Annotated in this window: 22 protein-coding genes; 13 read left to right on the forward strand and 9 right to left on the reverse strand. The window is 74.1% G+C overall.

Annotated elements, in window-relative coordinates; translation table 11 throughout:
* Nucleotides 1-179: 179 nt before the first annotated feature.
* Nucleotides 180-4,817 carry a HEAT repeat domain-containing protein gene (locus AB0D45_RS31770; RefSeq protein ID WP_362465528.1) on the forward strand — a complete coding sequence of 1,546 codons (4,638 nt, stop codon included), beginning with the start codon at nt 180-182 and terminating at the stop codon, nt 4,815-4,817.
* Nucleotides 4,818-4,848: 31 nt separating this feature from the next.
* On the opposite strand, the gene AB0D45_RS31775 is transcribed toward AB0D45_RS31770, so the two are convergent.
* The 3 genes from AB0D45_RS31775 to AB0D45_RS31785 form a co-directional block, all read right to left on the reverse strand.
* Entirely contained in the window at nt 4,849-5,616 is a 768-nt protein-coding gene (locus AB0D45_RS31775; protein ID WP_362465531.1) for an NPP1 family protein, read from the reverse strand.
* 187 nt (nt 5,617-5,803) lie between these two features.
* Entirely contained in the window at nt 5,804-6,655 is an 852-nt protein-coding gene (locus AB0D45_RS31780; protein ID WP_362465534.1) for an SDR family oxidoreductase, read from the reverse strand.
* Nucleotides 6,656-6,846: 191 nt separating this feature from the next.
* Complete coding sequence (locus AB0D45_RS31785; protein WP_362465536.1) at nt 6,847-7,035, reverse strand: hypothetical protein; 189 nt, start codon at nt 7,033-7,035, stop codon at nt 6,847-6,849.
* Between the two features lie 198 nt (nt 7,036-7,233).
* Between AB0D45_RS31785 and AB0D45_RS31790 the strand changes: the two genes are divergently transcribed.
* The 3 genes from AB0D45_RS31790 to AB0D45_RS31800 all read left to right on the forward strand — a co-directional run bounded on the left by AB0D45_RS31790 (nt 7,234) and on the right by AB0D45_RS31800 (nt 9,181).
* Entirely contained in the window at nt 7,234-7,509 is a 276-nt protein-coding gene (locus tag AB0D45_RS31790) for a DUF6400 family protein (RefSeq protein WP_361610508.1), read from the forward strand.
* The gene (locus tag AB0D45_RS31795; protein WP_361610506.1) at nt 7,496-7,759 is read left to right on the forward strand and encodes a hypothetical protein; all 264 of its coding nucleotides are present in this window, start codon (nt 7,496-7,498) and stop codon (nt 7,757-7,759) included. Before AB0D45_RS31790 ends, AB0D45_RS31795 begins: the two co-directional genes overlap by 14 nt.
* Before the next feature lie 240 nt (nt 7,760-7,999).
* Nucleotides 8,000-9,181, forward strand: a complete 1,182-nt coding sequence (locus AB0D45_RS31800; protein ID WP_362465539.1) for a DNA gyrase subunit B — start codon at nt 8,000-8,002, stop codon at nt 9,179-9,181.
* Nucleotides 9,182-9,208: 27 nt separating this feature from the next.
* On the opposite strand, the gene AB0D45_RS31805 is transcribed toward AB0D45_RS31800, so the two are convergent.
* Entirely contained in the window at nt 9,209-10,726 is a 1,518-nt protein-coding gene (locus AB0D45_RS31805) for a hypothetical protein (protein ID WP_362465542.1), read from the reverse strand.
* Between the two features lie 173 nt (nt 10,727-10,899).
* Nucleotides 10,900-11,553: a glyoxalase gene (locus AB0D45_RS31810; protein ID WP_362465545.1), complete on the reverse strand. Its 654-nt coding sequence runs from the start codon at nt 11,551-11,553 to the stop codon at nt 10,900-10,902.
* Between the two features lie 246 nt (nt 11,554-11,799).
* On the opposite strand from AB0D45_RS31810, the gene AB0D45_RS31815 reads away from it, so the two are divergent.
* Both AB0D45_RS31815 and AB0D45_RS31820 read left to right on the forward strand, forming a co-directional pair.
* Nucleotides 11,800-12,672 carry an isocitrate lyase/PEP mutase family protein gene (locus AB0D45_RS31815; RefSeq protein ID WP_361610499.1) on the forward strand — a complete coding sequence of 291 codons (873 nt, stop codon included), beginning with the start codon at nt 11,800-11,802 and terminating at the stop codon, nt 12,670-12,672.
* Entirely contained in the window at nt 12,669-12,923 is a 255-nt protein-coding gene (locus AB0D45_RS31820; protein ID WP_362465548.1) for a hypothetical protein, read from the forward strand. The genes AB0D45_RS31815 and AB0D45_RS31820 overlap by 4 nt, the downstream gene beginning before the upstream one ends.
* A gap of 57 nt (nt 12,924-12,980) precedes the next feature.
* On the opposite strand, the gene AB0D45_RS31825 is transcribed toward AB0D45_RS31820, so the two are convergent.
* Both AB0D45_RS31825 and AB0D45_RS31830 read right to left on the reverse strand, forming a co-directional pair.
* A complete protein-coding gene (locus AB0D45_RS31825) occupies nt 12,981-13,265 on the reverse strand; it encodes a hypothetical protein (protein WP_362465551.1) in 285 nt (94 codons plus the stop codon).
* A 163-nt stretch (nt 13,266-13,428) separates the two neighbouring features.
* Nucleotides 13,429-13,812, reverse strand: a complete 384-nt coding sequence (locus AB0D45_RS31830; protein WP_362465554.1) for a hypothetical protein — start codon at nt 13,810-13,812, stop codon at nt 13,429-13,431.
* Between the two features lie 184 nt (nt 13,813-13,996).
* Between AB0D45_RS31830 and AB0D45_RS31835 the strand changes: the two genes are divergently transcribed.
* From AB0D45_RS31835 to AB0D45_RS31850, 4 genes are all read left to right on the forward strand, one after another.
* A complete protein-coding gene (locus AB0D45_RS31835) occupies nt 13,997-16,099 on the forward strand; it encodes a SpoIIE family protein phosphatase (protein ID WP_362465557.1) in 2,103 nt (700 codons plus the stop codon).
* Nucleotides 16,100-16,173: 74 nt separating this feature from the next.
* Nucleotides 16,174-16,977, forward strand: coding sequence for an alpha/beta hydrolase (locus tag AB0D45_RS31840; RefSeq protein WP_362465560.1), 804 nt, complete (start codon nt 16,174-16,176; stop codon nt 16,975-16,977).
* A 62-nt stretch (nt 16,978-17,039) separates the two neighbouring features.
* Nucleotides 17,040-18,419 carry a hypothetical protein gene (locus tag AB0D45_RS31845; RefSeq protein ID WP_362465562.1) on the forward strand — a complete coding sequence of 460 codons (1,380 nt, stop codon included), beginning with the start codon at nt 17,040-17,042 and terminating at the stop codon, nt 18,417-18,419.
* A 42-nt stretch (nt 18,420-18,461) separates the two neighbouring features.
* Nucleotides 18,462-18,866: a hypothetical protein gene (locus AB0D45_RS31850; RefSeq protein WP_362465565.1), complete on the forward strand. Its 405-nt coding sequence runs from the start codon at nt 18,462-18,464 to the stop codon at nt 18,864-18,866.
* 18 nt (nt 18,867-18,884) lie between these two features.
* On the opposite strand, the gene AB0D45_RS31855 is transcribed toward AB0D45_RS31850, so the two are convergent.
* Nucleotides 18,885-19,109, reverse strand: coding sequence for a hypothetical protein (locus AB0D45_RS31855; RefSeq protein ID WP_361610146.1), 225 nt, complete (start codon nt 19,107-19,109; stop codon nt 18,885-18,887).
* Between the two features lie 129 nt (nt 19,110-19,238).
* Between AB0D45_RS31855 and AB0D45_RS31860 the strand changes: the two genes are divergently transcribed.
* Together AB0D45_RS31860 and AB0D45_RS31865 are read left to right on the forward strand one after the other, a co-directional pair.
* Nucleotides 19,239-19,766: a YcxB family protein gene (locus AB0D45_RS31860; protein WP_362465568.1), complete on the forward strand. Its 528-nt coding sequence runs from the start codon at nt 19,239-19,241 to the stop codon at nt 19,764-19,766.
* Nucleotides 19,767-19,889: 123 nt separating this feature from the next.
* Nucleotides 19,890-20,078 (forward strand): DUF6381 family protein, encoded by a 189-nt coding sequence (locus AB0D45_RS31865; RefSeq protein ID WP_361610149.1) that lies wholly within the window; start codon nt 19,890-19,892, stop codon nt 20,076-20,078.
* Between the two features lie 150 nt (nt 20,079-20,228).
* Here the strand turns inward: AB0D45_RS31865 and AB0D45_RS31870 are convergent, their stop codons facing one another.
* Nucleotides 20,229-20,696, reverse strand: a complete 468-nt coding sequence (locus AB0D45_RS31870; protein WP_362465571.1) for a hypothetical protein — start codon at nt 20,694-20,696, stop codon at nt 20,229-20,231.
* A 181-nt stretch (nt 20,697-20,877) separates the two neighbouring features.
* Here AB0D45_RS31870 and AB0D45_RS31875 point away from each other — a divergent pair, with 181 nt between their 5' ends.
* On the forward strand, nt 20,878-21,264 hold the full coding sequence (locus AB0D45_RS31875) for a VOC family protein (protein ID WP_362465574.1): 387 nt from the start codon (nt 20,878-20,880) through the stop codon (nt 21,262-21,264).
* Nucleotides 21,265-21,370: the final 106 nt, after the last annotated feature.

The following is a 21,370-nucleotide window of genomic DNA, read 5'->3' on the forward strand; positions in this document are numbered from 1 at the left end:
CAGCGTGCACCCGAAGGCCCCGGTTTCAGGCCCAGCCAGGCCGGCCACCGGGGCCTTCCGCATCCCACCCCGCCGATCCGGCGGTGCATCCCCGCCGCGCCACGCCGCCCGCGGCCGCGGCCCCCGCACCGGACCGATCACGGTGGTGGGGCCGCCGACGCCCCGGCTAGCATCCGACGATGGTGACACCGGCCGACACTTCCTTCCGCGACGCACTGCGCCGAGCCGACGTCGGCTGGCTGTCGAGGCACGTCGACGCCCGTCTCTGCCCGCCGGCCGTCCTCGGACGTCTCATCCGGCACGGGGATTCCCGCGTGCGGCACCTGGGGCTGGTGCTCCTGGCCGAGCGCCTAGCCGTGGGCCACCACACCGCCGACGCGCCCGAGACGGCCGAACTCGCCGCACTGCTCCCTCCGTCGACAGAGGGACCGCCGGAGGCGGAACTCGTCCTGGCCCGGCTCCACGAACGACTGGGGCCCCACCGCCCGGGGGCGCCCCGGCCGCCATGGCGCGAGACCGGCCTGCCGGCCCGCGTGCGGATCGCCTGGCTGCGAGCCGAGCTCCTGAACGGCCCGACGGTACTGCGGCAGGAGACGCCCGGCGAACTGCTCTACCAGGTCGTACGGGAAACGGACATCGCCCGCGCCCACCGCCCCGCGCGGCTCGTGAGCGAACTGGTGGACAGCGGTGACGGGGTGTTGCAGGCCGAAGCGCTACGGCTGGCCCGGCAGGGACTGCACGCCGGTCTGCTGGCTCCCGCCCCGGTCCGCGCCCACCTGATCAGCCTGCTCGGTGCCGGCAGCGCGGACGTCGTCACCGCCGCCCTGGAAGAACTCGGCGAACCGTGGGCGGCGTTGGACCCCCTGCCGGCGAAGACCCTGGCCCCGATGCTCTCCGCCGACGCGGTGAGAACACGGCCCGGAGCGGCCGAAGCCGCCCTCACGGCCGCGGCCCGCCACGGGCACCCCCGGCTGCTGTGGCAGGTCGTCGAGGATCCGGACCTGCCGCCGGGCCCGCGCCGGCGGGGGATGGAACTGCTCGGCGACCTGGCCGAGCGCGGGGACATCGGCGAGCTGACCGCCCTCGCAGCGCGCGACCCCCTGCTGCTCGGCGGTCCGGCGGTCACGTGCCTGCGCGGCCTCCACCGGCGCGGCCACTTCGCGGACGGTCCGCACGTCCCGTCCGTCATCGGCCTGGCACTCGCCGATCACTCGATCCCGGCGGACGAGGTCGCGACGATCCTGTTCACCTGCCGCCAGACGGTGTTCCGCGTCCTGGTGGACGCTCCCGCCGACGATCCGAGCTGGCCGCGGCGGCTCACCCTGCTGACCGCCCTGGCCGGCCAGGGGGACGGGGAGCTGCCCATCGGGGACGTGATCACTCGGCTCCTTCCTTCGGCGCCGGCACCCGCGCCCTTCCTCGACGCCCTCCGCGTGCTGCGCCATACGGAGGCCGAAGAGGCCGTGCTCGCCCTCCTGCCCTCGGCGCCCGCCGCGGCTCTGCACGCCCTGGAGGCCCTCGGCGGACACCGGACGGTCACCGCCCTGGAGGACGGGCTCGGCCTTTCCGCGGGGACGGGCGCGGGCGTGATCGCACCGCACCTGCGGGCCGTGCGGAACACCGCGCTCGAGGTGCTGTGGCACTTGACCGACGACCCGTCCCGGCGGCGTGCCCTCCTCGTCCGTCTCGACCCGGCCGATCTGCCCGCCCGCATCGCGGCGGACCTCGGCGGACCCGACGAGCGGGAACTGGCGCTCCTCGGCTCCCACCTGGACCCGGACCAGCCGGCGACGGCACTGTGCAGACTGGCCGCCCACGGCGGCGCCGGCACCCTCGCGGTCATCGAGGACCTCCTCCTGCGCGTCGTCTCCGAACTGGCCGCGTCCTGGGACACGGACGGAGCCGCCCCGCACCCCCAACGCGGACAGCCGGCCGGGGAGCCGGCCGTACCCCAGGACGTCCTGGACGCCGTCCACGGCCTCGGGCGACGCCTGCACGAGCGGCGACGGATCAGGCCGACCTGCCTCCTCGACGCGGCGACCCCCCGAGAGGCCGGGTACGCACTCGTCGCGAGCATGGCGCTGGACCTGCTGGACCGGCCCGGACTGTCGGCGCGCGAGCAGACGATCCTCCTCGAACTCCTGCTCCGGGCCCCCTACGCACGCACCCGCGCGCGGACCCACCGCCTGCTGCGCCACCGGGACCGGCACGTCCGCAAGCACGCGATCGCACTGCTCGCGCGCGACACCACGGGGGACGACGCCCAGGCCCTGTCTGCGACCCTGATCGCGCTGACCACCGCACGGGACGTCCAGACCGTCCGCCAGGCCCTGCTCGCCCTCGGCCACGCGCGGGCCCGCTGGGCCTCCGCCGCGATCGCCGCATGTCTCGCCCATCCGAACATGAACATCAAGAAGACCGCCGCGGAGAGCCTCGTCCGCGCGGGCGCACCCACGGCCGTACCGCCACTGCTCCACCAGCTCGGGCACCACGACAATCCGGGACTGCGCGGCACGATCACCGAGGCGCTGCGCGCCGTCCTCGGCGACGCGTACGCCGCGACCGTCCTCGCCGCCGCCGGCCGCAGCGAAGACGCCCGCGCCCGCGACCTTCTGCTGGCGGCCCTCGACGGAACCCTGACCGCGCGCTCGGTCCTCGCCCTGGACGAGCAGGGGTCACCGGTGGCGGCGCCCCTGCTCGCCCTGGTGGCGGCCGGCCGGGTCGGTCTCGCCTCCGGGACGGTCGCGGACCTGTCGACGGCCATGTCCCGGCACGCGATCGCCGTCCCCGCCGCGCCCCGGCCGGCGGCGGACGCCGTAACGGACCCCTGCGTCGAGTCGCTGACGACGCGGGGCTGGAGCCCGGCCGTCGCGCTGCGCATCGCCGAAAGCCGCGACCTGCCGCACCCCACCCGGCTGCGGGAGCTGCGCCCCCTGCTCGCGGACTGGCTCCGCCTCGCCCGCTCCGAAGCCGCCGCCCGCAACCGCGTACTGCGGCTCGTGCTCCGGCTCTGCCCCGCACCGTGGACCAGCGGGGAACTGGCGCTCTTCGCCCGGTCGGCGGGGCTCCTGCTCGACGGACTCGCCGAAGCCCCCCTCGAAGACCGCGACGGTCGCATCGCCGTCCTGGAAGCGGCGGCGGTGTTCCTGCCGGTGGTCGAGAAGCAGGCGGTCGCCGACGCGGTACGCGCGCTGCCCCCGGCAGCCGGGGCAGGCCTGCCCGTCCTGAGGCTGCTCCGCGGCCTCGGCGCGGTGCTGGTCCGCGCCGACCTCGAACGGGCCCTCGCCTCGGCCCGGCTGGGCGCCGACCCGTGGCAGGCCGAGACCGATGTGCTGCGGGACGCGTTCGCCGCCCCGCCGCCCCCACCGGCCGGGGCCGGGACCGAGGAGTGGCGAGCCGCGCTCCACGCCGCCGCGCGCACACCGAGCGCCCTGCGCGCGTTCCGCGGGACGTGCCGGCAGCACGACGCCCTCCCCGGCTCCCGCGACCGGCTGGCCGCGCTGATCGAGGCCCACGCCACCGCCGACCCCGAGGTCCGCACGCTGCTCATCGACTGGATGACGGACCTTCAGCCCCTCGACGCCCCACCGTGGACGATCACCGAGAGCACCCGCGCGCCGGCGCCGCAGCAGAGGACCGTGCACCCCGACGACCTCGACCAGCCCCGGTCGACCGCGCTGCGGGACCGTCTGCTGGCCATGCTGCGGTCGTCCGACCCGGACCGCCGGCACACCGCGGCCCTGACGCTCTCCCACTGGCCCGAGCCCGAGGCCGGTCTGCCCGTGCTCCGGGCGTTCCTGCACGGCCGCGTCGAGGTGCCCGTCGGCGCCGGCCTGGCCCGCGCCCTGGGCGCCATCGGCGAGCAGGAGCTCCGCGCGGACGGCATCCGCCACGACAGGCTGGCCGCCGTGGCAGGCCGGCTCGATCCGCAGGAGCTCGTACGACTGGTCCCGCTGCTGCTGGAGTGGTGGGAGCACGATCCGCCGGCGACCGGCTCCGCGGTCGGGCGGGCGCTGCGCCTCGTCCCGGCGGACGTCCTGGCCGAACACCTCGGCGACCGTCTCGCCGCCGGCGCGTGGGGGTTCCTCGACCTGCTGCGAGGGCGTCCCCTGCTGCGCACCCCCGCGCTGGCGCGGACTCGCCGACGGCTGTCCGCCGAAGGACGCGACGACCTCGCGGACGGGCTGCTCCTCGTCGACGGCCCGTTGCGCAGCACGGACTCCGTACAGCAGGACGCCGCCGTGCTGGCCGCGCTCCGCGGACGTCTCCCGGCAGCGTCCGCGGGAACGCCGGCACCGCCCTCCCGGCGGGAACTGCTGGAGCAGGCCCGCACCGGCGACCCCGTGCGGATACGCCGGGCGCTCACGCGGCTGGCCGAGGGACACAGCGGCCCCCACCCGGACCACGACCCCGGGCTGCGGGACGTGCTCGCCGGGTTGCTGCGTCACCCCAAGCCCGGGGTCCGCCTGCACGCGCACCGCACCTCGCGGGTCATGCTGGACCGGCGGACCTACCTGGAGCACACGTCGATCCTGCTGGACGACCCCCAGCCCGACCTGGTCCGGACGGCCGTCCGCACCCTCTGCCACGCTGCCTGGGCGCCGGCGGCCCCCGCCGTGACCGCGATGCTGGAGCACGCCCGGCCCGCCGTCCGCAAGGCCGCGGCCGAGGGGCTCGTCGCCATGGGCGGGCCGGCGGTCCCCGCTCTCCGACGGGCCGCGGCCCACGTCCGTCCCGACAAACGGCCCCTCTACACCGCGATTCTGGAACAGATCACCCAGGGGGTGTCAGCGCGGCCCTCCGGCGACGGGCGGTGACACCCTCCTGCGTCCGTACGGGCCGACGCGGTTACAGGTACGGGTCGAAGGGGATGCCCGCCGGTTTGGCCTCGGCGAGGTGGGCGGAGAAGGACCCGTCCTTCAGGCCGAAGTGCGCACTGCCGAAGTCCGCCTGGCTCAGCTTGTCCCGCAGCGTCGCGGGGTAGCCCGTCCAGCCGACGAGGGCGGGGAACTGCCAGGCGCTCCGGTGGTTCTCGGGCGGCTCGTCGTTGGTGTTCGCGGCACGGAAGCAGTGCGTACCGACGCCGTCCTTGTGGTAGACGATCTTGGGGTGGGTGCCGTCCCAGCGGATCCCGTCCCGCGTGTGGAGGGTGAAGTCGCCGTGGGCGGAGGTGGCGACGTACTTCGCCTCGCCGCCCTGGATCCACACCACCACGTGCTCCCAGTCGTGGCGGTGGCCGCCGAGGCTGATGCCGGGTATGGCCTGGTCCTTCTCGAAGTACAAGGCGTACATCACGGCGCACCAGCCGTTGTTGCAGGTGGCACGGGAGTAGCCGTTGGTGTTGGCGAGGTCGGAGGCGTCGCGGCAGTTGCCGTTGAGGGCGCCGGTGGGGCTGAGGCCGCCGTTGAGGACTCCGGTGGGGCCTATGGCGGGCGTCGGGTAGCAGCCGTCGGTGTCGTAGTCGTACGCCGGCTGGAAGGCCAACTCGACGGCCTCGGCGTTGACCGGGAGCGCCGGGGGAGGAGCCGCGAAGGCCGCCTGGGGGAGGGCGACGACCAGCGCGAGGGCGGCGCCGACGACGAAGGATGATCTCCAGACGTGATGACTCGTCCGCACAACAGGCCTCCGCCCGGTCGGGGTTCGCGTGAACGCGGCCCCGGCCGGAGCGGCGGGCGCGCCGGGAGCATCATTCGCGAACCCCGACGGCACGGCAAGAGTCCCGACACTGCTTCTTCACCGCACGGCCGTCAGGGGCAACACGCCTGTGGTGAAGGCTCGTTGACGACACGCGCTACGGCACGGCCTACGGCCGCCGCCAGTCGTTCGTCGTCAGGTGGGATCCGGCCATCGGGCCCATGCGGAGCATGCCGCCGTCCACGGCCCAGGAGGCTCCGGTGACGTAACCGGCGTCCGCACCGGCCAGGAAGGCGATGACCGCCGCGACCTCGCGGGCGTCCCCGGGCCGGCCCAGCGGCACCCCCGGCCGCTCCACCCGGTGCACGTCCGCGTCTTCCTGACCGGTCATCGGGGTGGCGATCTCGCCGGGGGCGACCGCGTTGACGGTGATGCCGTGCTCGGCCAGCTCCAGCGCCATCACCTGGGTGAGCAGCCCGAGCCCGCCCTTGGCGGCGCAGTACGGCGCCGCACCGACCCGCGGCTGGTGCTCGTGGACCGAGGTGACGTTGACGATCCGCCCCCCGCCGCCCTGGGCGATCATGCGGCGCGCGGCGCGCTGGGAGCACAGGAACGGGCCGACCAGGTCGACGTCGAGGACGGCCCTGAGCCGCTCGAGACCGATGTCGAGGAAGGGTTCGGCCGTACCGGTACCCGCGTTGTTGACCAGGACGTCGATCCGGCCGAGTTCGTCCGCGAGGCGGTCGACGACGTCGGCGGCGGCCGGCAGGTCGGTCAGGTCGAGGCGGGCCACGGCCGCGCGCCGCCCCGCGGCGCGGACCTCCTCCGCGGTCGCCCGGGCGCCTTCCTCGTCCCGGTGCCAGGTGATGCCGACATCCATGCCGGCGGCCGCCAGCCGGACGGCTGCCGCGCGCCCGATACCGGAATCCGCACCGGTGACCACGGCCACCGCGGGAGGGGAATCCGCCTTCGCCGCGGCCGCGCCGCTCTGGCCTGCCGTGTCTGCGCCGGGTGCGGACATGAGCCCTCTTCCTGAACGGTGGGAACGGAACGGACGGATGCGATCCGTCCTACCGTGCCCCTGTCCGTCCGCGCCGCCCGGTATGCGCCCCCGCGCGTCGCCCGACGTGCGCACGGGTTCCCACCACGGGGCTACAGCACGCCCGAGGGGCCGCCACCGTGCGGTGGCGGCCCCTCGGCTGTCTGTCCGGCTCAGGTGCGGTCGTCCATGTCGTCGGAGATGTCGTCGAGGGACCGCTGACCCGACTGCCGGCTCTCGTCCGCCCGCTGCCGCAGCCTCTCCTGCTCGCTCTGGCCGCGCTGCTTCGCGTCGCCCTGCTTGTTCTGGAGCTTTTCCTTGGCCTGCTTCGCCTTGGCCTGCATTTCGTCCTTGATTCCCATGGCTCTCCTCGGGTTGGGGGTGGGTCGGCCTCTCCCAGGAACGCACAGGTCGGCGCGTCCGCCCCCTTGGAGCGGGCCGTTCAGGTGACCGGGTGAGGCCTCCGGGGGATTTGTACGGAACTCGCCGCCGAAGGGTGGGGATGTGACTCCGCCCACCCTCCCTTGACCCTCGAAGGAAGGCCTACCTAAGTTCGTCTTATGTCCCCGTACCCCTCCACACCCCCGGCCGGCTCCGGCGACGCCGCCGAGCCGTTCGACTTCGCCGTCGACCTCACCGCCCAGGAGATGCTCCGGCGCGCCCAGGTCATGGCCGCGCTCGGCCCCGACTGGGACCCGGTCGAGGTGCTGCGGGGCGAGGAAGAGGCGTACGACCTCCTCTACTCCGGCCTCGACGCCGAGCAGCAGCGCGTGTACGACGAGCTGGTCGCGGCCGGCGTCCTGCCCGTGCGCGGGGGCGGCCATGCTGCCGCTTGACCCGCAGGCCGACATCGGGCGCCGCGCCTGGGTGCCCTGCCCCGGCTGCGAGGACACCCGGGGCTGTGAGCCGTGCGAGGAACGCCGGTCCTGCTCCCGGCACTGGCGCTACCTGCTCTCCAACAAGGGCAGCCTCCTCCACCTGCAGTGCCCCGGCTGCGCCCACGTCTGGACGCACGAGAGCGGCTTCGGCGCCACCCGCTCCCTGTGGAGCCGCGTGACCAGCGGCCTGCCGCGGCCCTCACCGTAGGTCTCGTACCCCGCCCACCCCGCAATCGGAGGCCTGGCGGCCGTCGCGAAAGGGGTCGGGAGCGCCTCGGACGGGGCCGTCGCCGCACTCCGGCGACCGTTGCCCCCCGGAGTGCGGCCGGCCCCCCGCGCAGCCGTCCACCCGCCCGCCCAGACCCTCGGTGCACCGGCTCTGACCTGGAGTTTTCCCCGGAAGTCCCTAGGCTGTGGATCTCCGCTGGACAGCACCGAGGGGGACTCCATGAGCGAGGACGGCACCGCGTACGACGCTTCTCACATCAAGGTTCTGCACGGCACGGAAGCGATCCGGCTGCGCCCTGCCATGTACGTCGGCTCGACCGGCGAACGCGGCCTTCACCCGTTGGTGCTCGACGTCGCCCACCGGGCGGTGAACGAGGTCTTGGCCGGCCGCGCGACTGCCGTGGAGGTCACCCTCCTGCCCGACGGCTGGGTGCGGATCTCCGACGACGGCCCGGGCCTGCCCGTCGAAGCCGCCGGGGACACCGGGGGGCCGAGCCTCGAGGCGCTGCTCGCCCGCCGCCACACCGCGACGCAGCCCATCGGCCGCCACGCGGTGGCGATGACCTTCTTCGGCGTCGGACTCTGCGTCACCAACGCCCTCTCCAGCCGCCTGCGGACGGAGGTGCGCCGCGACGGTGTCCGCTGGGTACAGGACTACGCGCGCGGTACCGCGCTCGCCCCGCCGCAGCCGGCGGGCCCGACGACCGGGAGCGGGACCACCATCGCCTTCCGGCCCGACGCCGACGTCTTCGGCGGCCACCCGTGCTCGTTCGAGGTGTTGGCCGAGCGGTTCGGGGAACTGGCCATGCTCAACCGTGACCTCGACATCGTGCTGACCGACCGGCGTCCCCCCGGCCGGCCCCGGCGCCGGCGGTTCCGCTGCCCGGACGGAGTCCGGGAGTACGTCGCCCTTCTCGACGCGGGAGCCGGGACGCCCGTCCATCCGGACGTCATCTGCTTCGAGCAGGAGGACCCGCGGATGGAGGGCACGCTGGAGGTGGCCCTGAGGTGGAACGACTCCCGCGAGGAGCAGGTCCGCAGCTTCGCCAACAGCTCGCCCACCCCGTCGGGCGGCACGCACATGGACGGCTTCCGCGAAGGGCTGGCCGCGGCCCTCACCGCCTGCGCACGGGATCGGCTGCTGCCGCCGCCCGCCGCCCCCGGCCTCAGCGCCGACCGGATCGGGGTCGGCCTGACGGCGGTCGTCTCGCTGAAGCTCGACCGCCCGGAGCTGTCCGGCCCCACGAACAGCCTGCTGGCCAACACCGCCGTACGCGCCTGCGTCGCCGAGGCCGTACGACAGCACCTGCGCACGTGGTCGGAGGAACACCCCGGGCAGGCGGCTGCCGTCGCCGCCGGGATCGCCGGGATCCCGCAGACCACACCCAGCCGGACGACGTGACCGGGTGTGTACGGTGCGCGGCCCGGGCTACGGAAGGGGGCAGGAGAGCGGGAGGACGCGTTCGGTCAGCCGGCCGGTGAGGTGGGTGTCCGTGACGGTGGCGTCGGCGAGCCACTCCGCCCGGGCCAGTTCCTCCACCAGCACACGCAGCTCGCCGGGGCTGACGGGGCACCAGGCGGCGAGCACCTCCAGGCCGACCCCCTGGCCGAGCGGGCCGAGTCGCCCGTCGGCGTCGGTCTGGGTGGCCAGGGTCAGGGCGAGGAGCCGCGTCTCGGCGGAGGCCTTCACCTTGCGCAGCTTCTTGTCCGAGGTGACCCTCTGCGCCCAGCCGCTCAGCTTCGGCCGCGTCGCCTTGCCGAACGTGAACGGGCCCGGGACGTCCTGACGGGGCACCAGTGAGGGAACGGTGATGCGGCCCGGGTTCTCCGGTCGCGCGGCGAGCAGGTCGGCGGCCGTGCCGGGAAGCCCGAGCCAGCCCCGGCCGGCCAGCTGCTCGAGCAGCTGCTCCGCATCGGTCAGGCCGAGCCCGGTGAGGTCCTGCCCGACGACGTTGCCGGCACCGGTGAGCGCCGTACGCAGCGTGAGCAGCAGGGTGACCAGCCGGGCTTCCGCCCCGGGCAGCGGGGCGTGATCGGCCGCGTGGGCGAGGACGGACCGCGCGTGCTCCCACTGCGCCGGCACGGTCAGCAGCCGCACCACCGCCGTCTCGTCGCCGTCCACCGCGCGGCCCGTGCGCTGCTGGTGCTGGAGACGGGCGGTGGCGGCGGCCTGTTCGGCGCGCTGGGCGTCCAGGCGCAGTCGCGCGTCGCCGGTGACCTCGGCCCAGGTGGTGAAGGCGCGCGCCTTGCGCTCCTGGAGGCCGGCGAGCACGGCGAGGTCGGGTTCGGCGCGCTGCTGGTACGCGCGGAAGAGATCGCCCAGCTCGATGAGCTCGTCCCGCAGGGCGAGGGGCCGCAGGCCGGTCGGGACGATCCGCTGCGCGATCCTCCCGTGACGGGGCCGGGGCCGGCCCGTCGCCGGGCGGGGAGCCGGCACCTCCTGCGCACCACCCGCGGCGGAGTCGTCGGAGAACCGCAGCCCGTCCGTGGGCGTGGCGGCGCGGGGGGCGGGGGTGGTTCCCGGCGGTGCGGTGGTGACGACGCGCGCGCCGGGTGTGGCGGCCGCGCAGCGCGAACAGCACTCCACGGCCCGCCACCAGCGTCCCTCCCGGTCGCAGACCACGGCCAGCACGACCGGCCCGCCGCACCGCCACGGTTCGGCCCGGGCGGACCGGTCGTCGGGACGGAGGTGCGCGGTGCAGCCCTCGGCCTTGCAGGCACAGTACGCGTCGGCCCGCGGCACCGGGACGGCCTTCAGGTGCTCCTTGAGGTGGGCGATCGCCGCCGCACGGCCCGCGGCCGCGGACGGCAGCCGCTGCTCGGCGCAGGAGGACCGGCTGCACGAGACGCGCACCGCCGCACTGCCCCGGGCGGCGGCGTCCAGACGTACGGTCCACCTGCGTCCCAGCACCCGCTCGTCCAGCTCGCGGGCCGTGGCCTCCGTCATCCTGTCTTCCTCCCTCTGGCGTGTCCCATGGCCCGCGCGCGTCCCCGTGGCGACCGGACGCGGCGTCAGCGCGGGCCCACCGTACGCGGCGAGGGCCGCGGCGACCGGTGAACGCGCCCTGTTCACCGAAACCGGTGCAGCCCGCCGGCGGGACAGCTTCGAGAGGTCGTCCCCTACGGCCGGGCGAGCGGCCCGGCGGTCTCCCAGACGAACCCGTCCGGGTCGGTGACGGCGGCGGCGGTGCTGCCGAGGGCGATGCGGTGCGAGCCTCCGCCGTCGGCAGGGACACCGGCGTCCTTGGCCAGGGCGCGGCGCTTGTACAGCGCCAGCTTGACCGGGCTGGACGGACCGGCCGCGAACTCGGTGTACTTGCCCCCGAAGCTCCTGGCCACGCTCATGCCCCGGCCGACGTGGAACTCCTTGGCGGCCTTGACGTCCTCGACACCGAGCAGCAGGACGATGTCGTCGATCTCGCGGGTGGCCGGGCCGGTGTCCTTCTTCGCCGAGGTCGCGACCTTCCAGATCGCCCCGTCCGGGGCCTGGACGACGCCGCCGTAGCCCCACAGCGTCTTCGCGGCGGGCTTGAGGACCGTGGCTCCGGCGGCGACGGCGGCGTCGAGGAAGCCGTCCACGGTGGCCGGCCCGGACACCGTGAGGGCCAGGACGAAGCTTCGGAACCCGGTCGAGGGGGCCTGCGACGCACGCAGGCGTACGGAGGAGTCCACGCCGAAGGCGGCGTAGAAGCGGCGGGCGGCCTCCACGTCGGCCACCTCGAGGGTGACGGACGCGAGGGAGGTGCCGGATGCGGGGGAAACGGTGATTGCCATGCCCCTCACGCTAGGTGCGGCCCGCCGCCCGGCGCTTCTCGATTCCTGACCGGTCCCCGCGGCCGTTGGCAGGGGCGGTGCCCAGTGACGTTTCTGTGGTGAACGCGATGCGCCGTTCGAGTGAGTAAAGGCCGTCTAGGTACAGAATCTAGAGATGGTCTGGAAATGATCAGTTTTAGGTAAAGCGCTGCCGTGTCGCAGGCGCTCCCTCGCCTGCCCATGCCCCCGCACATCAAGGAGTTGACGATGAGTTACGGCAACAAGCTCCGGGCCCGGATCGCCGAACCGGGCACCACCCCCCTGATCGGCGTGTACGACATGTACTCCGCCTCGGTCGCGGCCGGCCACTACGACGGCATGTTCGTCTCCGGCTTCGGGTTCGCGGCCTCCCACTACGGCCTGCCCGACATCGGGTTCATCGCCTGGCCCGACATGCTGTCCTTCGTCCAGCGGCTGCGCGGCGCGTTCCCCCAGCACCACCTGCTCGTGGACATCGACGACGGCTACATCGACGTGGAGGTCGCCTGCCACGTGGTGGAGGGACTGGAGCGCATCGGCGCCTCCGGGGTGATCCTGGAGGACCAGAAGCGGCCGCGCAGGTGCGGGCACGCCGACGGCAAGCAGGTCCTGCCGCTCTCCGAGTACCTGGACAAGCTGCATGCGGTACTGGAGACGCGGACGGACATGCTCGTCGTCGCCCGCACGGACGCCACCGAGGAGGCCGACATCCTCCACCGCGCCGCGGCCCTGGCCGCCACGGACGCGGACGTCGTCCTCGTCGACGGGGTCCGCAGTGCCGAATGGATCAGGCGGATCCGCGAGGTGGTCGGCTCCAAGCCGCTGCTGTTCAACCAGATCGCCGGAGGCAAGTCCCCGAGGCTCTCCCTCACCGAGCTGGCCGACCTCGGCATCGACGTGGCCATCTACAGCACGCCCTGCCTCTTCGCGGCGCACCAGGCGATGGACACCGCCCTGACCGAACTGCGGCTCGCCGACGGGCGACTGCCGGCCGCCGACGGATCCAGCGCCATCGGCGTCGGTGAATCCACCAGCCTCCTGGCGAAGAACATCACCCGGCACCAGCCCGTGCCCGCCGCGCGCGAGAGCGCCCACGCGTGATCCGCGCACGCCTGCGGGCTGCCGCCTACCTGGCGATGACCCTGGCGTGCGGCAGCGCCGCACCCGCCGCCGCCGAGGGAAGCCTGATCACCGTCATCGACAACTCCCACGCCGACTCCGTGCTCGAAGTCGACCGGACCGCCAACGTCCAGAGCGGCAGCGGCAGCGCCGGCAGCGACCACGAAGGCAGCACCGCCGACGTACTCACCGCCCTCCTCCACCCCGCCCGCCCCGACGGGGCCACGGCGTAGACGGGCACGACGGCGGCCGGGCTCCCCCACGGAGCCCGGCCGCGATCGGTGGCATCGTCAGGCGGACGCGACCACCTCGCCCGCGGTGACCTGGGGAGGCCGGGGGAGGAGGGACGCCAGGTTGTCGCGTACGAAGTCCGCCGCCCGCTCGATCGATTCGTCGGCGCCCGCACGGTCCTGGAAGACGCTGGTCGAGACCATCACGCCGTTCCCGGCATCGACCCAGTAGTAGGCCACGAAACCGGCGACCTGCCGCATGAGCGGCACGAAGCCCTCGTTCACGAGGCGCCCCGCCTCGGCCGGGTCGGTCACCCCTTCGTACCGCCGGACTGCTGCGTACATGGTTGATCCCCTCAACGGATTCGGCGTCGGCGTTGCGAAGATGCCGTACCCGTGTCGCACGCGCTCGGCTCGCGCGGCGCCCGGCAATCACCGGAAGGGCCCCCTCGGCCGTTCCGGCACGGGCTCGTGCGGGCAGCCCCGGCCGAGGGCCGCGGCCGCGCCGTCACTCCATGCGGCCCCGGGCCGTTCGCAGCAGGTCGGCGGCGGAGGCGACGGTGACGTGCGATCCGTCGACCCAGCTGCTGTAGCCCGCGATCCGCAGGCAGTGGCCGTGGTACGGACCCCCGACGACCACCCGGCCGCTGTCGTCGAGCTTGTAGGCGTCGGCGTCGATCTCCGGTGCGGGCTGCGCTTTCGGGTCGGGGCATTCCGTGCCGTCGGTGTCCGACCTGAAGGAGACCGTCCAGAAGTCCTCGGGGGACTCCGGCGGCCGGTAGCGGCACTCGAACCCGTACGGGCCTTCCGAGCCCGCCGCCACGAGCGGAACGCCGACCGACTTCTCCACCACGGCCTTGGGCAGCATGTCGCAGGGGCGTTTCCAGGACACGGGCGCCCCGTCACCGCCGCCACCGCACCCGGAGAGCACGCGCTGATTCTCTTCGGCGCCGGTTTCGCGGTCAAGATCCGCGCCTGCCGGATCGTGCAGGACCGGGTTCGGGGAGCAGCATGGAAGAGGGCTCTCAACCGGCGCGCGCTGCGGGCCGGCCGCGTTGAGGAGGGAGCGTTCAGCCATGGCCGCACAGGAGCCGCGGGACGAGGACGAGCGGGAGCGCCGGGCGGGGCCGTCGCCGCCCGGAGGGCTGCTCGATCTGCTCAGCGTGGCCGCCGTCGTGCTGGACATCCGGGGGCGGATCGTGTTCTGGAGCCCCCAGGCGGAGGACGTCTTCGGCTACACCGCCAAGGAGGCCCTGGGCCAGTACGCGGCCATGCTGGTCCACGACGAGCACCGCGACCTGGTGGCCGGACTCTTCGCCGAGGTGATGAGCACCGGGGCGAGCTGGGCCGGCGCGTTCCCCATCCGGCACAAGGACGGCAGCACGCGCCTGGTGGAATTCCGCAACATGCGGCTGCTGGACGACCTCGGCGACACCTACGCCCTGGGCATCGCCGCCGACCAGACGACCCTCCAGCGCGTCGAGACCGACCTCGCGCTCTCGAAGCGCCTGGTCTCGCAGGCCCCCATCGGCATCGCCCTGCTCGACACCGACCTGCGCTACCTGCTGATCAACCCGGCCCTGGAGCGCATCAACGGCACACCGGCCGCCGATCACCTCGGCCGGCACCCCCGCGATGTCCTGGCCTTCCTCGACGCGGAGACCATCGAGTCCGTCCTGCGGCAGGTGCTCCTGACCGGCACCCCGGTGATCGACCAGTACACCGTCGGCCGCACTCCGGCCGACCCGGACCACGACCGCGCCTGGTCGGTGTCGTACTTCCGCATCGAGAGCGCCGACGGCCGGGTGATCGGCGTCGCGACCTCGGTGGTCGACGTCACCGAACGCCACCAGGCCGCCACCGAGGCCGACCGGGCTCGGCGCCGCCTGGCCGTCATCGCCGACGCCTCCGCCCGCGTCGGCACCACGCTGGACGTCGAACACACCGCCCGCGAGCTCGTGGACGTAGCCGTGCCCGACCTAGCCGACATCGCGACGGTCGACCTCCTCGATGACGTCCTGGCCTTCCGCCCCGCCCCGTCCGCCCGGGAGCCCGGCCCCGAAACGTTCCGGGCGCTCGCCGTGGCCACCGCCTACGCCACCCCCGCGGCCACCGCCGCTCTGCAGGCCGGGGACCTGGCGGCCTACGGGGCCGACCGGCTGATCACCCGCTGCGTCCACACCGGCCAGCCGATGGTCATCGCCCACGCCGACGGCAACGACTACCGGCACATCGCCCGCGACGCCGAAGCCGCGGAGGCCTTCGCCGAGACCGGCGTGCACTCCTACCTCGCGGTGCCGCTCATCGCCCGACACGAGGTCCTCGGCGTCCTCGACCTGGTGCGCGCCCGCAACCCCCTGCCCTTCGACGAGGACGACGTCCTCCTCGCCGGGGAGATCGCAGCCCGGGCCGCCGTGGCCATCGACAACGCCCGCTGGCACCAGAGCGTCCGCAACACCGCCGAGACCCTCCAGCGCAGCCTCCTGCCGGGCCACCCGCCCCCACTGGCCGGCCTGACGGTCGCCTCCCTCTACCAGCCCGCCCAGGCCACCCACGAGGTCGGAGGCGACTGGTACGACGTCATCCCCCTCACCGGCGACAAGACCGCCCTCGTGGTCGGCGACGTCATGGGCAACGGCATCGACGCCGCCGCCACCATGGGCCGCCTGCGGACCGCCACCTGCGCCTTCGCCGACCTCGACCTCGCACCCGACGAAGTCCTCCTCCATCTCGACAAGATCACCCAAGGTCTCGAGCACTACATCGCCACCTGCATCTACGCCGTCTACGACCCCCACACCCACCGGTGCCACATCGCCAACGCCGGACACCTCCCGCCCGTCCTCACCCCGGCCGGACGGCCAGCCGAGCTGGTCGAGCTGCCCACCGGCGCACCGCTCGGTGTCGGCGGCGTCCCCTTCCACACCACCTCCTTCGCCCTCGCCCCCGGCGACCGGCTCCTCTTCTACACCGACGGCCTCGTGGAAACCCGCCACCACCCGATCGACGAACGCCTGCAGACGCTCCTGGACATCCTCCGCGAACCCCACCGCGCCCTGAACGACACCTGCCCCTGGCTCCTGCGCGCCCTGCGCCACCCCGACGACCACGACGACGTCGCCCTCCTCATCGCCGAAGCCACAGCCTCTGCGCCCTCTCCGCCCGATCGGCGCGCCTGACCGCCAAGGCGGCGGCCGGGGCGCGGCAGCACCATCGCGTTGCGGTCCGTCGAACCGCTGGTGACACTGGCACCGTGGGCCAGTACGTCGAGCTGGGCAGCGTCAGGACGTGGTACGAGGCGGAAGGTGCCGGCGACCCTCTGCTGCTCCTGCACGGAGGCCTCTGCACGAACGAGACCTGGGGCGCGCAGCGCCCCGACTTCGCCGCCCGGTACCGGGTGTTCCTGCCGGAGCGTCGCGGACACGGCCGCACCCCCGACGTCGCGGGACCGTTCTCCTACCAGGACATGGCCGACGACACCATCGCCTTCATCGAGGCGGTCGTCGGTGCCTCCGCGCACCTCGTCGGCTGGAGTGACGGCGGCATCGTCGCCCTGCTGGTCGCGATCGCCCGCCCCGACCTGGTCCGCAAGGTCGTGGCCATGGGGGCGAACTTCCTGCCCGGTCCGGTCAGCACCGCGGCACCGCAGATGTTCGACGCCATGGCGGCGGACAGTGCCGACATGGCGTTCTTCCGCGAGGCGTACGGGGCCGTGTCACCCGACGGCGCCGACCACTGGCCGGTCGTGGTGCGGAAGGAGGCCGACATGATCCGTACGCAGCCCACGATCCCGGCCGAGGCCCTCGCCCGGATGGGCATGCCGACGCTGGTCCTGGTCGGTGACGACGACCTGATCACCCTCGAACACACCATCGCCCTGTACCGCGCGATCCCCGACTCCCAACTCGCGGTCGTCCCGGGAACCTCTCACGGGCTGCCGCTGGAGAAGCCCGGACTGGTGAACCAGCTCATCCTCGACTTCCTCACCAACGACCCCGGCCCGACGGTCTTCCCCGTCCGCCGCGCCGCGAACACATCGGCAGGGGGCCTGGCCTGACCGGACCTCACCCGACGAAGGCGGCGCAACCGGTGTCGCAGCCGGCTGGAACACTGGGGCGCGTGACCGACCAGACAGCCGCCGACCGTCGTGCCGCTCCCGCCGACCCCCTGCCGCACGCAGCGCGGACCGAGCTCACCGGCACCGACTGGAAGGCGCTGCCGCACTTCTGTACGGGCCGCCACAACGTGCCCGACACACCGGACGTCCTCATCGGGGTGCTCGCCGCCGACCCGGCCCGCCGGGTGCGGGCGGTGGAGGACCTGTACCGGCTCCTCCTCCACCAGGAGCGCGTGTTCCCGGCGACCGCCCCGGCGGCCCTGGTCGTGGCCGCCCTCCTCGGAGACCCGCGCACGCTCGCCGAAGACCGGTGGGAGCGCAGGCCGGGGCGGCGGCCCCTGCGCGCCGAACTGCTGAACTGGCTCGCCTCGTTCGCCGACGTCGCCCGGAGCCCGCACGAGGGTGGCGGCGCCGCGCCGGATGTGACCGCCGCCCGTGCGGTACGGCCGGCGCTCCACGCCCGCACGGCGGCCTTCTGCGAGGACGCCGATCCGCAGGTGAGGGAAGCCGCCCTCGCGGCCACCGCTCTCCTGCTGGCGGATCCGGCCCTCGCCCCGTCCGTACCCCGGTACGCGCCCGCGGTCCGCGCGGTGCTGGGCGTCAGCGCCGACTCGTACTACCGGTGGATCGCCCGGGAACGGCTGGCGGCCTGGGGCGAGGACACCGGCGGTCTCGTCGCAGCGGAGAACGAGCGCCGCGCGGACCTGGACCGGGCGCACGCCCTGGCGGACGACCCGTTCGGGCCGGGCCGGGAGCAGGCGGTCCGCCGGCTGGCGGAGCAGCCCGAGGACACCGCGGCTTCGGAGCCGCCCGTCCGCCGGCCCGAAGCCCGGGCGGCGACCGCGCCCGCGGCTTCCCATGCCCCGACACCACCCGCGCCCCGGCCCGCAGGGGACGGGGAGCGCGCGGAGTGGACGTTCACCCCGTACATCGGGGTCGGCCCCCTGCACTTCGGGATGACCCTGGAGGAGATCACCGCCGCACTCGCCGAACAGCCGGCCCGCTCCGCCCACACCCCGGCCGCCGGAGCCCGCGCTCTCGCCTTCGCCGACTTCACGGGGACCGGGATCAGGGCCCTCTTCCGGGGAGGCCGCCTGGGGTGCGTGGCCGCAGAGGCGCTCACCGGTCCCCAGGTGAGACTGGACGGGGCCCCGCTCACCGGTTGTGTGCGCTCCCAGGTGGAGGACTGGCTCGTCCACCGCGCCGCGACACCCGGCAGCCTGGCGTACAGCCCCGCCGGCGACCCGGTCTTCGCGGACCTCGGCCTGGCGATCCGGCCCCAACGGGCGGGCGACGCCGTCCTGTCCCGACCGCTCTTCCTGCTCCCCGGCTGGCTCGACCTGTGGCACTCGCTGCCCAGCGACGAGTGGAACGCCTCCTAGGCCGTCTCTTTCGGATCTTGCCGGTTAAGCCCGCGTCGTCCGGTGCCGTGCATCGCAAGGCGGAGAGGCTCCCGAGGGTGCTTCGACGCGTACTTCATCGGACGCGCGGCACTGACCGGTGGCGCACCACGGGCCGCCGCGTTCGCCCGGTGGCTGCTGGCCGCCCCGCCCGAAGGCCGGTACGAGGACGAGTTCACGCTGGTCGACGGCGAACCCCAGAGCGGATCGCGGAGGCTGGCGGACGGCACCCGCCTCACCGTCGAAGTCCTGGTGGGCCGGGAGGAAGCGGGTGGCCCCGAGTACCTCCAGGTGCTCCTGTCCGGAGAGGTTCCCGGCGGCGCCTTCGAGGTGTGCGCGCCGCTGGTATGCGAGCGGGTGCCCCGCGCCGACCTCGAAGCCGCCGCGGCCCGGCTCCTCACCTCGTGCGACCGGCCCGGCCGGCCGTGAAGCCGCAGCTGCCCGCGGTCAGATGTCGGCGGACCAGACTTCGGGGCCGCCGCCCTCCCAGCGGACCGGCCCGTCCTCGGAGAGGTCCACGTCCTCCAGACCGGCGCGGCGCAGGAACTCCGACACGTCGGAGGGCGTGTAGGCGCGGCCGAGGTCGGCGTCCACGCCCAGCGCGTGCACGGTCACTTTCCGGCCGCCCTTGGGCGACACGGGGTGGATCACGATCTCCGTCTGGTCGGGCATGCGTCCAGCCTGCCCCGGGACCGTCCGCAGGGCACCTCGGGGCTGCCGTCCGGATGGCGGGCCGTCCCGCTCCTTCGCGCGGCGCACGGGCCCGGCCGGCTCCGGCGTGGACCTGTAGGCTCCGCGCTCGTGGATGACATACGACAGGCGACCATCACCTTCAGCGGCACCCTGACGCGGGAGGAGTTCGACGAGGCGGTCGCGGCCACCGGGCTGTTCCAGCGCCTGCGGTGGCTCATCTGGGTGGCCGCCGTCCTGCTGGCGGCGTTGAGCCTGAGGCCCCTCGCCCACGGCGGCGCGGTCAACGCCGGCCTGCTGGCGCTCGGCGTGGTCTACGGCGTGCTCGGCCTGTTCCTGCCGCCGCTGCTCAGCGGCCGCGCGTTCCGCGCCGACCAGGCCAGGGGCGAGAAGCAGGCCGTCATCGACGCCGCCGGTTTCGTCGTCGCCCGCGGCGGCGAGGAACTCATGCGGGTGCCGTGGGGCACCATGTACCGCGCCCGCGAGACGGAGCGGGTCTACGTCGTGACCGGCCGCTTCGGCTGGAAGGGCGGCCTGCTGATCGTGCCCAAGCGGCTGCTCGCCGGGGCCGGCGAGGCGGAGCTGATGGGCGTTCTGCTGGAGACCGGGGTCCGCCGGTTCAAGCGCCACCGTCCCTGACGGGTGGACACCGACCGGCCCGTGGCCGTCCGCGTGACGCGGCCGCCACGGCATCGGTCCGATCGCCGGATCGCGGGGAATGCTTGAGTGGAGACACGTCCGTCCCGAACCGGAGGAGATCACATGAGCGGCGAGAGCCAGCCCGACGAGCAGGTCCGGCACATCCGCGAGAAGGCCGAGGAACTGGAGCTGGCGGCCCAGCGGTCCACCGACCCCGCCGAGCGGCAGCGGCTGACCGACAAGGCCCTGCACATCCGGCAGAAGCTCGAAGAGGTCCACGGCCCGGAGAGCGCCACCATGGACCCCATGTAGCCCGCGGGCCCGGCGCCGGCCGCCACGGCAGGACCGCCGGGGAGACCCCATCGGACCACGGCACGACAGCGCCGGGGGAGCGGACCGGGCAGCCGAGGCGGACCGCCTCGGCTGCCTCACCGCGCTCCGCCCGGGTGGGCGGGCCGTGGCTCAGACACGGGCCCGGACCTGCTTCACGGGGTGCCCCAGCCCGTCCGCCAGCGCCGCCAGCTCGTCTTCGCCGAAACAGGGTCGTCCGGGATTCCAGAGGGCGATCTCGAAGCGCGCGAAGCCGCAGGGCCAGTCGTAATGCAGCACGTCGAGCGTGGTCGATCCTCCGCAGCAGGGAACCTCGACCGCGAGCGTGGCGAAGCCGTCGTCGCAGTGGGCGTCGAGCAGGTCGCCCCACCACTCCCGGTCGATGGACGCCTGACACAAGGGGCAGCCGATCCGCTCCAGGTTGCCGCCACAGTCGACCGCGGTCACCACGTCATGCCACGTCACGTCGACCTCGCCGTCCGCTCCGTCGACGACGCCGGGAGCCAGGTCGTCGATCAGCGACAGGACGCGGTCAACGGCATCGCGTTCCGGCTGCCACCGCGGATCCGTCGGGATGATCGACAGCACGTCATCGCTCATGACTTCCTCACTCGCCCGGGCCCAGTGCCCCCGCGCCCCGCGATGCTATCGAGCACACGTTCTGGTACGCGGCAACGGGTCCGTGCAGCGCAGACGGCCCAGCGGTCACTGCTCCGGCTCGTGGCCGAAAGGCGCCGAGGCGGGAGGAGTCACGGTTCCCCGACCGGGGCAGAGTGGGGCCATGGTTCACGTACTGGGCAGCAGGATCCTGCTGCGACCCACCGATCCCGAGCGCTCCCGCGCCTTCTACGGCACCACCCTCGGCCTCGCCGTCCACCGCGAGTTCGGCACCGGCCCCGAACGCGGCACGGTCTACTTCCTCGGCGGTGGGTTCCTCGAGGTGTCGGGCCGCGCCGACGCGCCACCAGCGCCCGGGCTGCGGCTGTGGCTCCAGGTGGAAGACGTGGAGGCGGCCCACCAGGAACTCCGGGAGCGGGGCGCCGAGGTGCTGCGGCCGCCCCAGCGGGAGCCCTGGGGGCTGATCGAGATGTGGATCGCGGACCCCGACGGCGTGCGCATCGCCGTCGTCGAGGTACCGGCGGACCACCCCCTGCGCTTCCGCCCCTAGGGGGTGTCCGGAAAGTAGCGCCGGCCGCCCGAAGGGCGGGCCCTGCGGCGTCTGGTGCCGTGCATCGCAAGGCGGAGGGCCGCCCGCGTACTGGACGTACTCGGGC

It is taken from the genome of Streptomyces sp. NPDC048352, assembly GCF_040651895.1.
GTDB lineage: Bacteria > Actinomycetota > Actinomycetes > Streptomycetales > Streptomycetaceae > Streptomyces.

Bases quoted from the DNA above. Each gene is read 5' to 3' on its own strand.
- AB0D45_RS31835 (WP_362465557.1), top strand. From the start codon at position 13,997: ATGGCCGCACAGGAGCCGCGGGACGAGGACGAGCGGGAGCGCCGGGCG.
- AB0D45_RS31825 (WP_362465551.1), bottom strand. From the start codon at position 13,265: ATGTACGCAGCAGTCCGGCGGTACGAAGGGGTGACCGACCCGGCCGAG.
- AB0D45_RS31810 (WP_362465545.1), bottom strand. From the start codon at position 11,553: ATGGCAATCACCGTTTCCCCCGCATCCGGCACCTCCCTCGCGTCCGTC.
- AB0D45_RS31800 (WP_362465539.1), top strand. From the start codon at position 8,000: ATGAGCGAGGACGGCACCGCGTACGACGCTTCTCACATCAAGGTTCTG.
- AB0D45_RS31795 (WP_361610506.1), top strand. From the start codon at position 7,496: ATGCTGCCGCTTGACCCGCAGGCCGACATCGGGCGCCGCGCCTGGGTG.
- AB0D45_RS31805 (WP_362465542.1), bottom strand. From the start codon at position 10,726: ATGACGGAGGCCACGGCCCGCGAGCTGGACGAGCGGGTGCTGGGACGC.
- AB0D45_RS31870 (WP_362465571.1), bottom strand. From the start codon at position 20,696: ATGAGCGATGACGTGCTGTCGATCATCCCGACGGATCCGCGGTGGCAG.
- AB0D45_RS31790 (WP_361610508.1), top strand. From the start codon at position 7,234: ATGTCCCCGTACCCCTCCACACCCCCGGCCGGCTCCGGCGACGCCGCC.
- AB0D45_RS31875 (WP_362465574.1), top strand. From the start codon at position 20,878: ATGGTTCACGTACTGGGCAGCAGGATCCTGCTGCGACCCACCGATCCC.
- AB0D45_RS31785 (WP_362465536.1), bottom strand. From the start codon at position 7,035: ATGGGAATCAAGGACGAAATGCAGGCCAAGGCGAAGCAGGCCAAGGAA.
- AB0D45_RS31855 (WP_361610146.1), bottom strand. From the start codon at position 19,109: ATGCCCGACCAGACGGAGATCGTGATCCACCCCGTGTCGCCCAAGGGC.
- AB0D45_RS31770 (WP_362465528.1), top strand. From the start codon at position 180: ATGGTGACACCGGCCGACACTTCCTTCCGCGACGCACTGCGCCGAGCC.
- AB0D45_RS31865 (WP_361610149.1), top strand. From the start codon at position 19,890: ATGAGCGGCGAGAGCCAGCCCGACGAGCAGGTCCGGCACATCCGCGAG.
- AB0D45_RS31780 (WP_362465534.1), bottom strand. From the start codon at position 6,655: ATGTCCGCACCCGGCGCAGACACGGCAGGCCAGAGCGGCGCGGCCGCG.
- AB0D45_RS31815 (WP_361610499.1), top strand. From the start codon at position 11,800: ATGAGTTACGGCAACAAGCTCCGGGCCCGGATCGCCGAACCGGGCACC.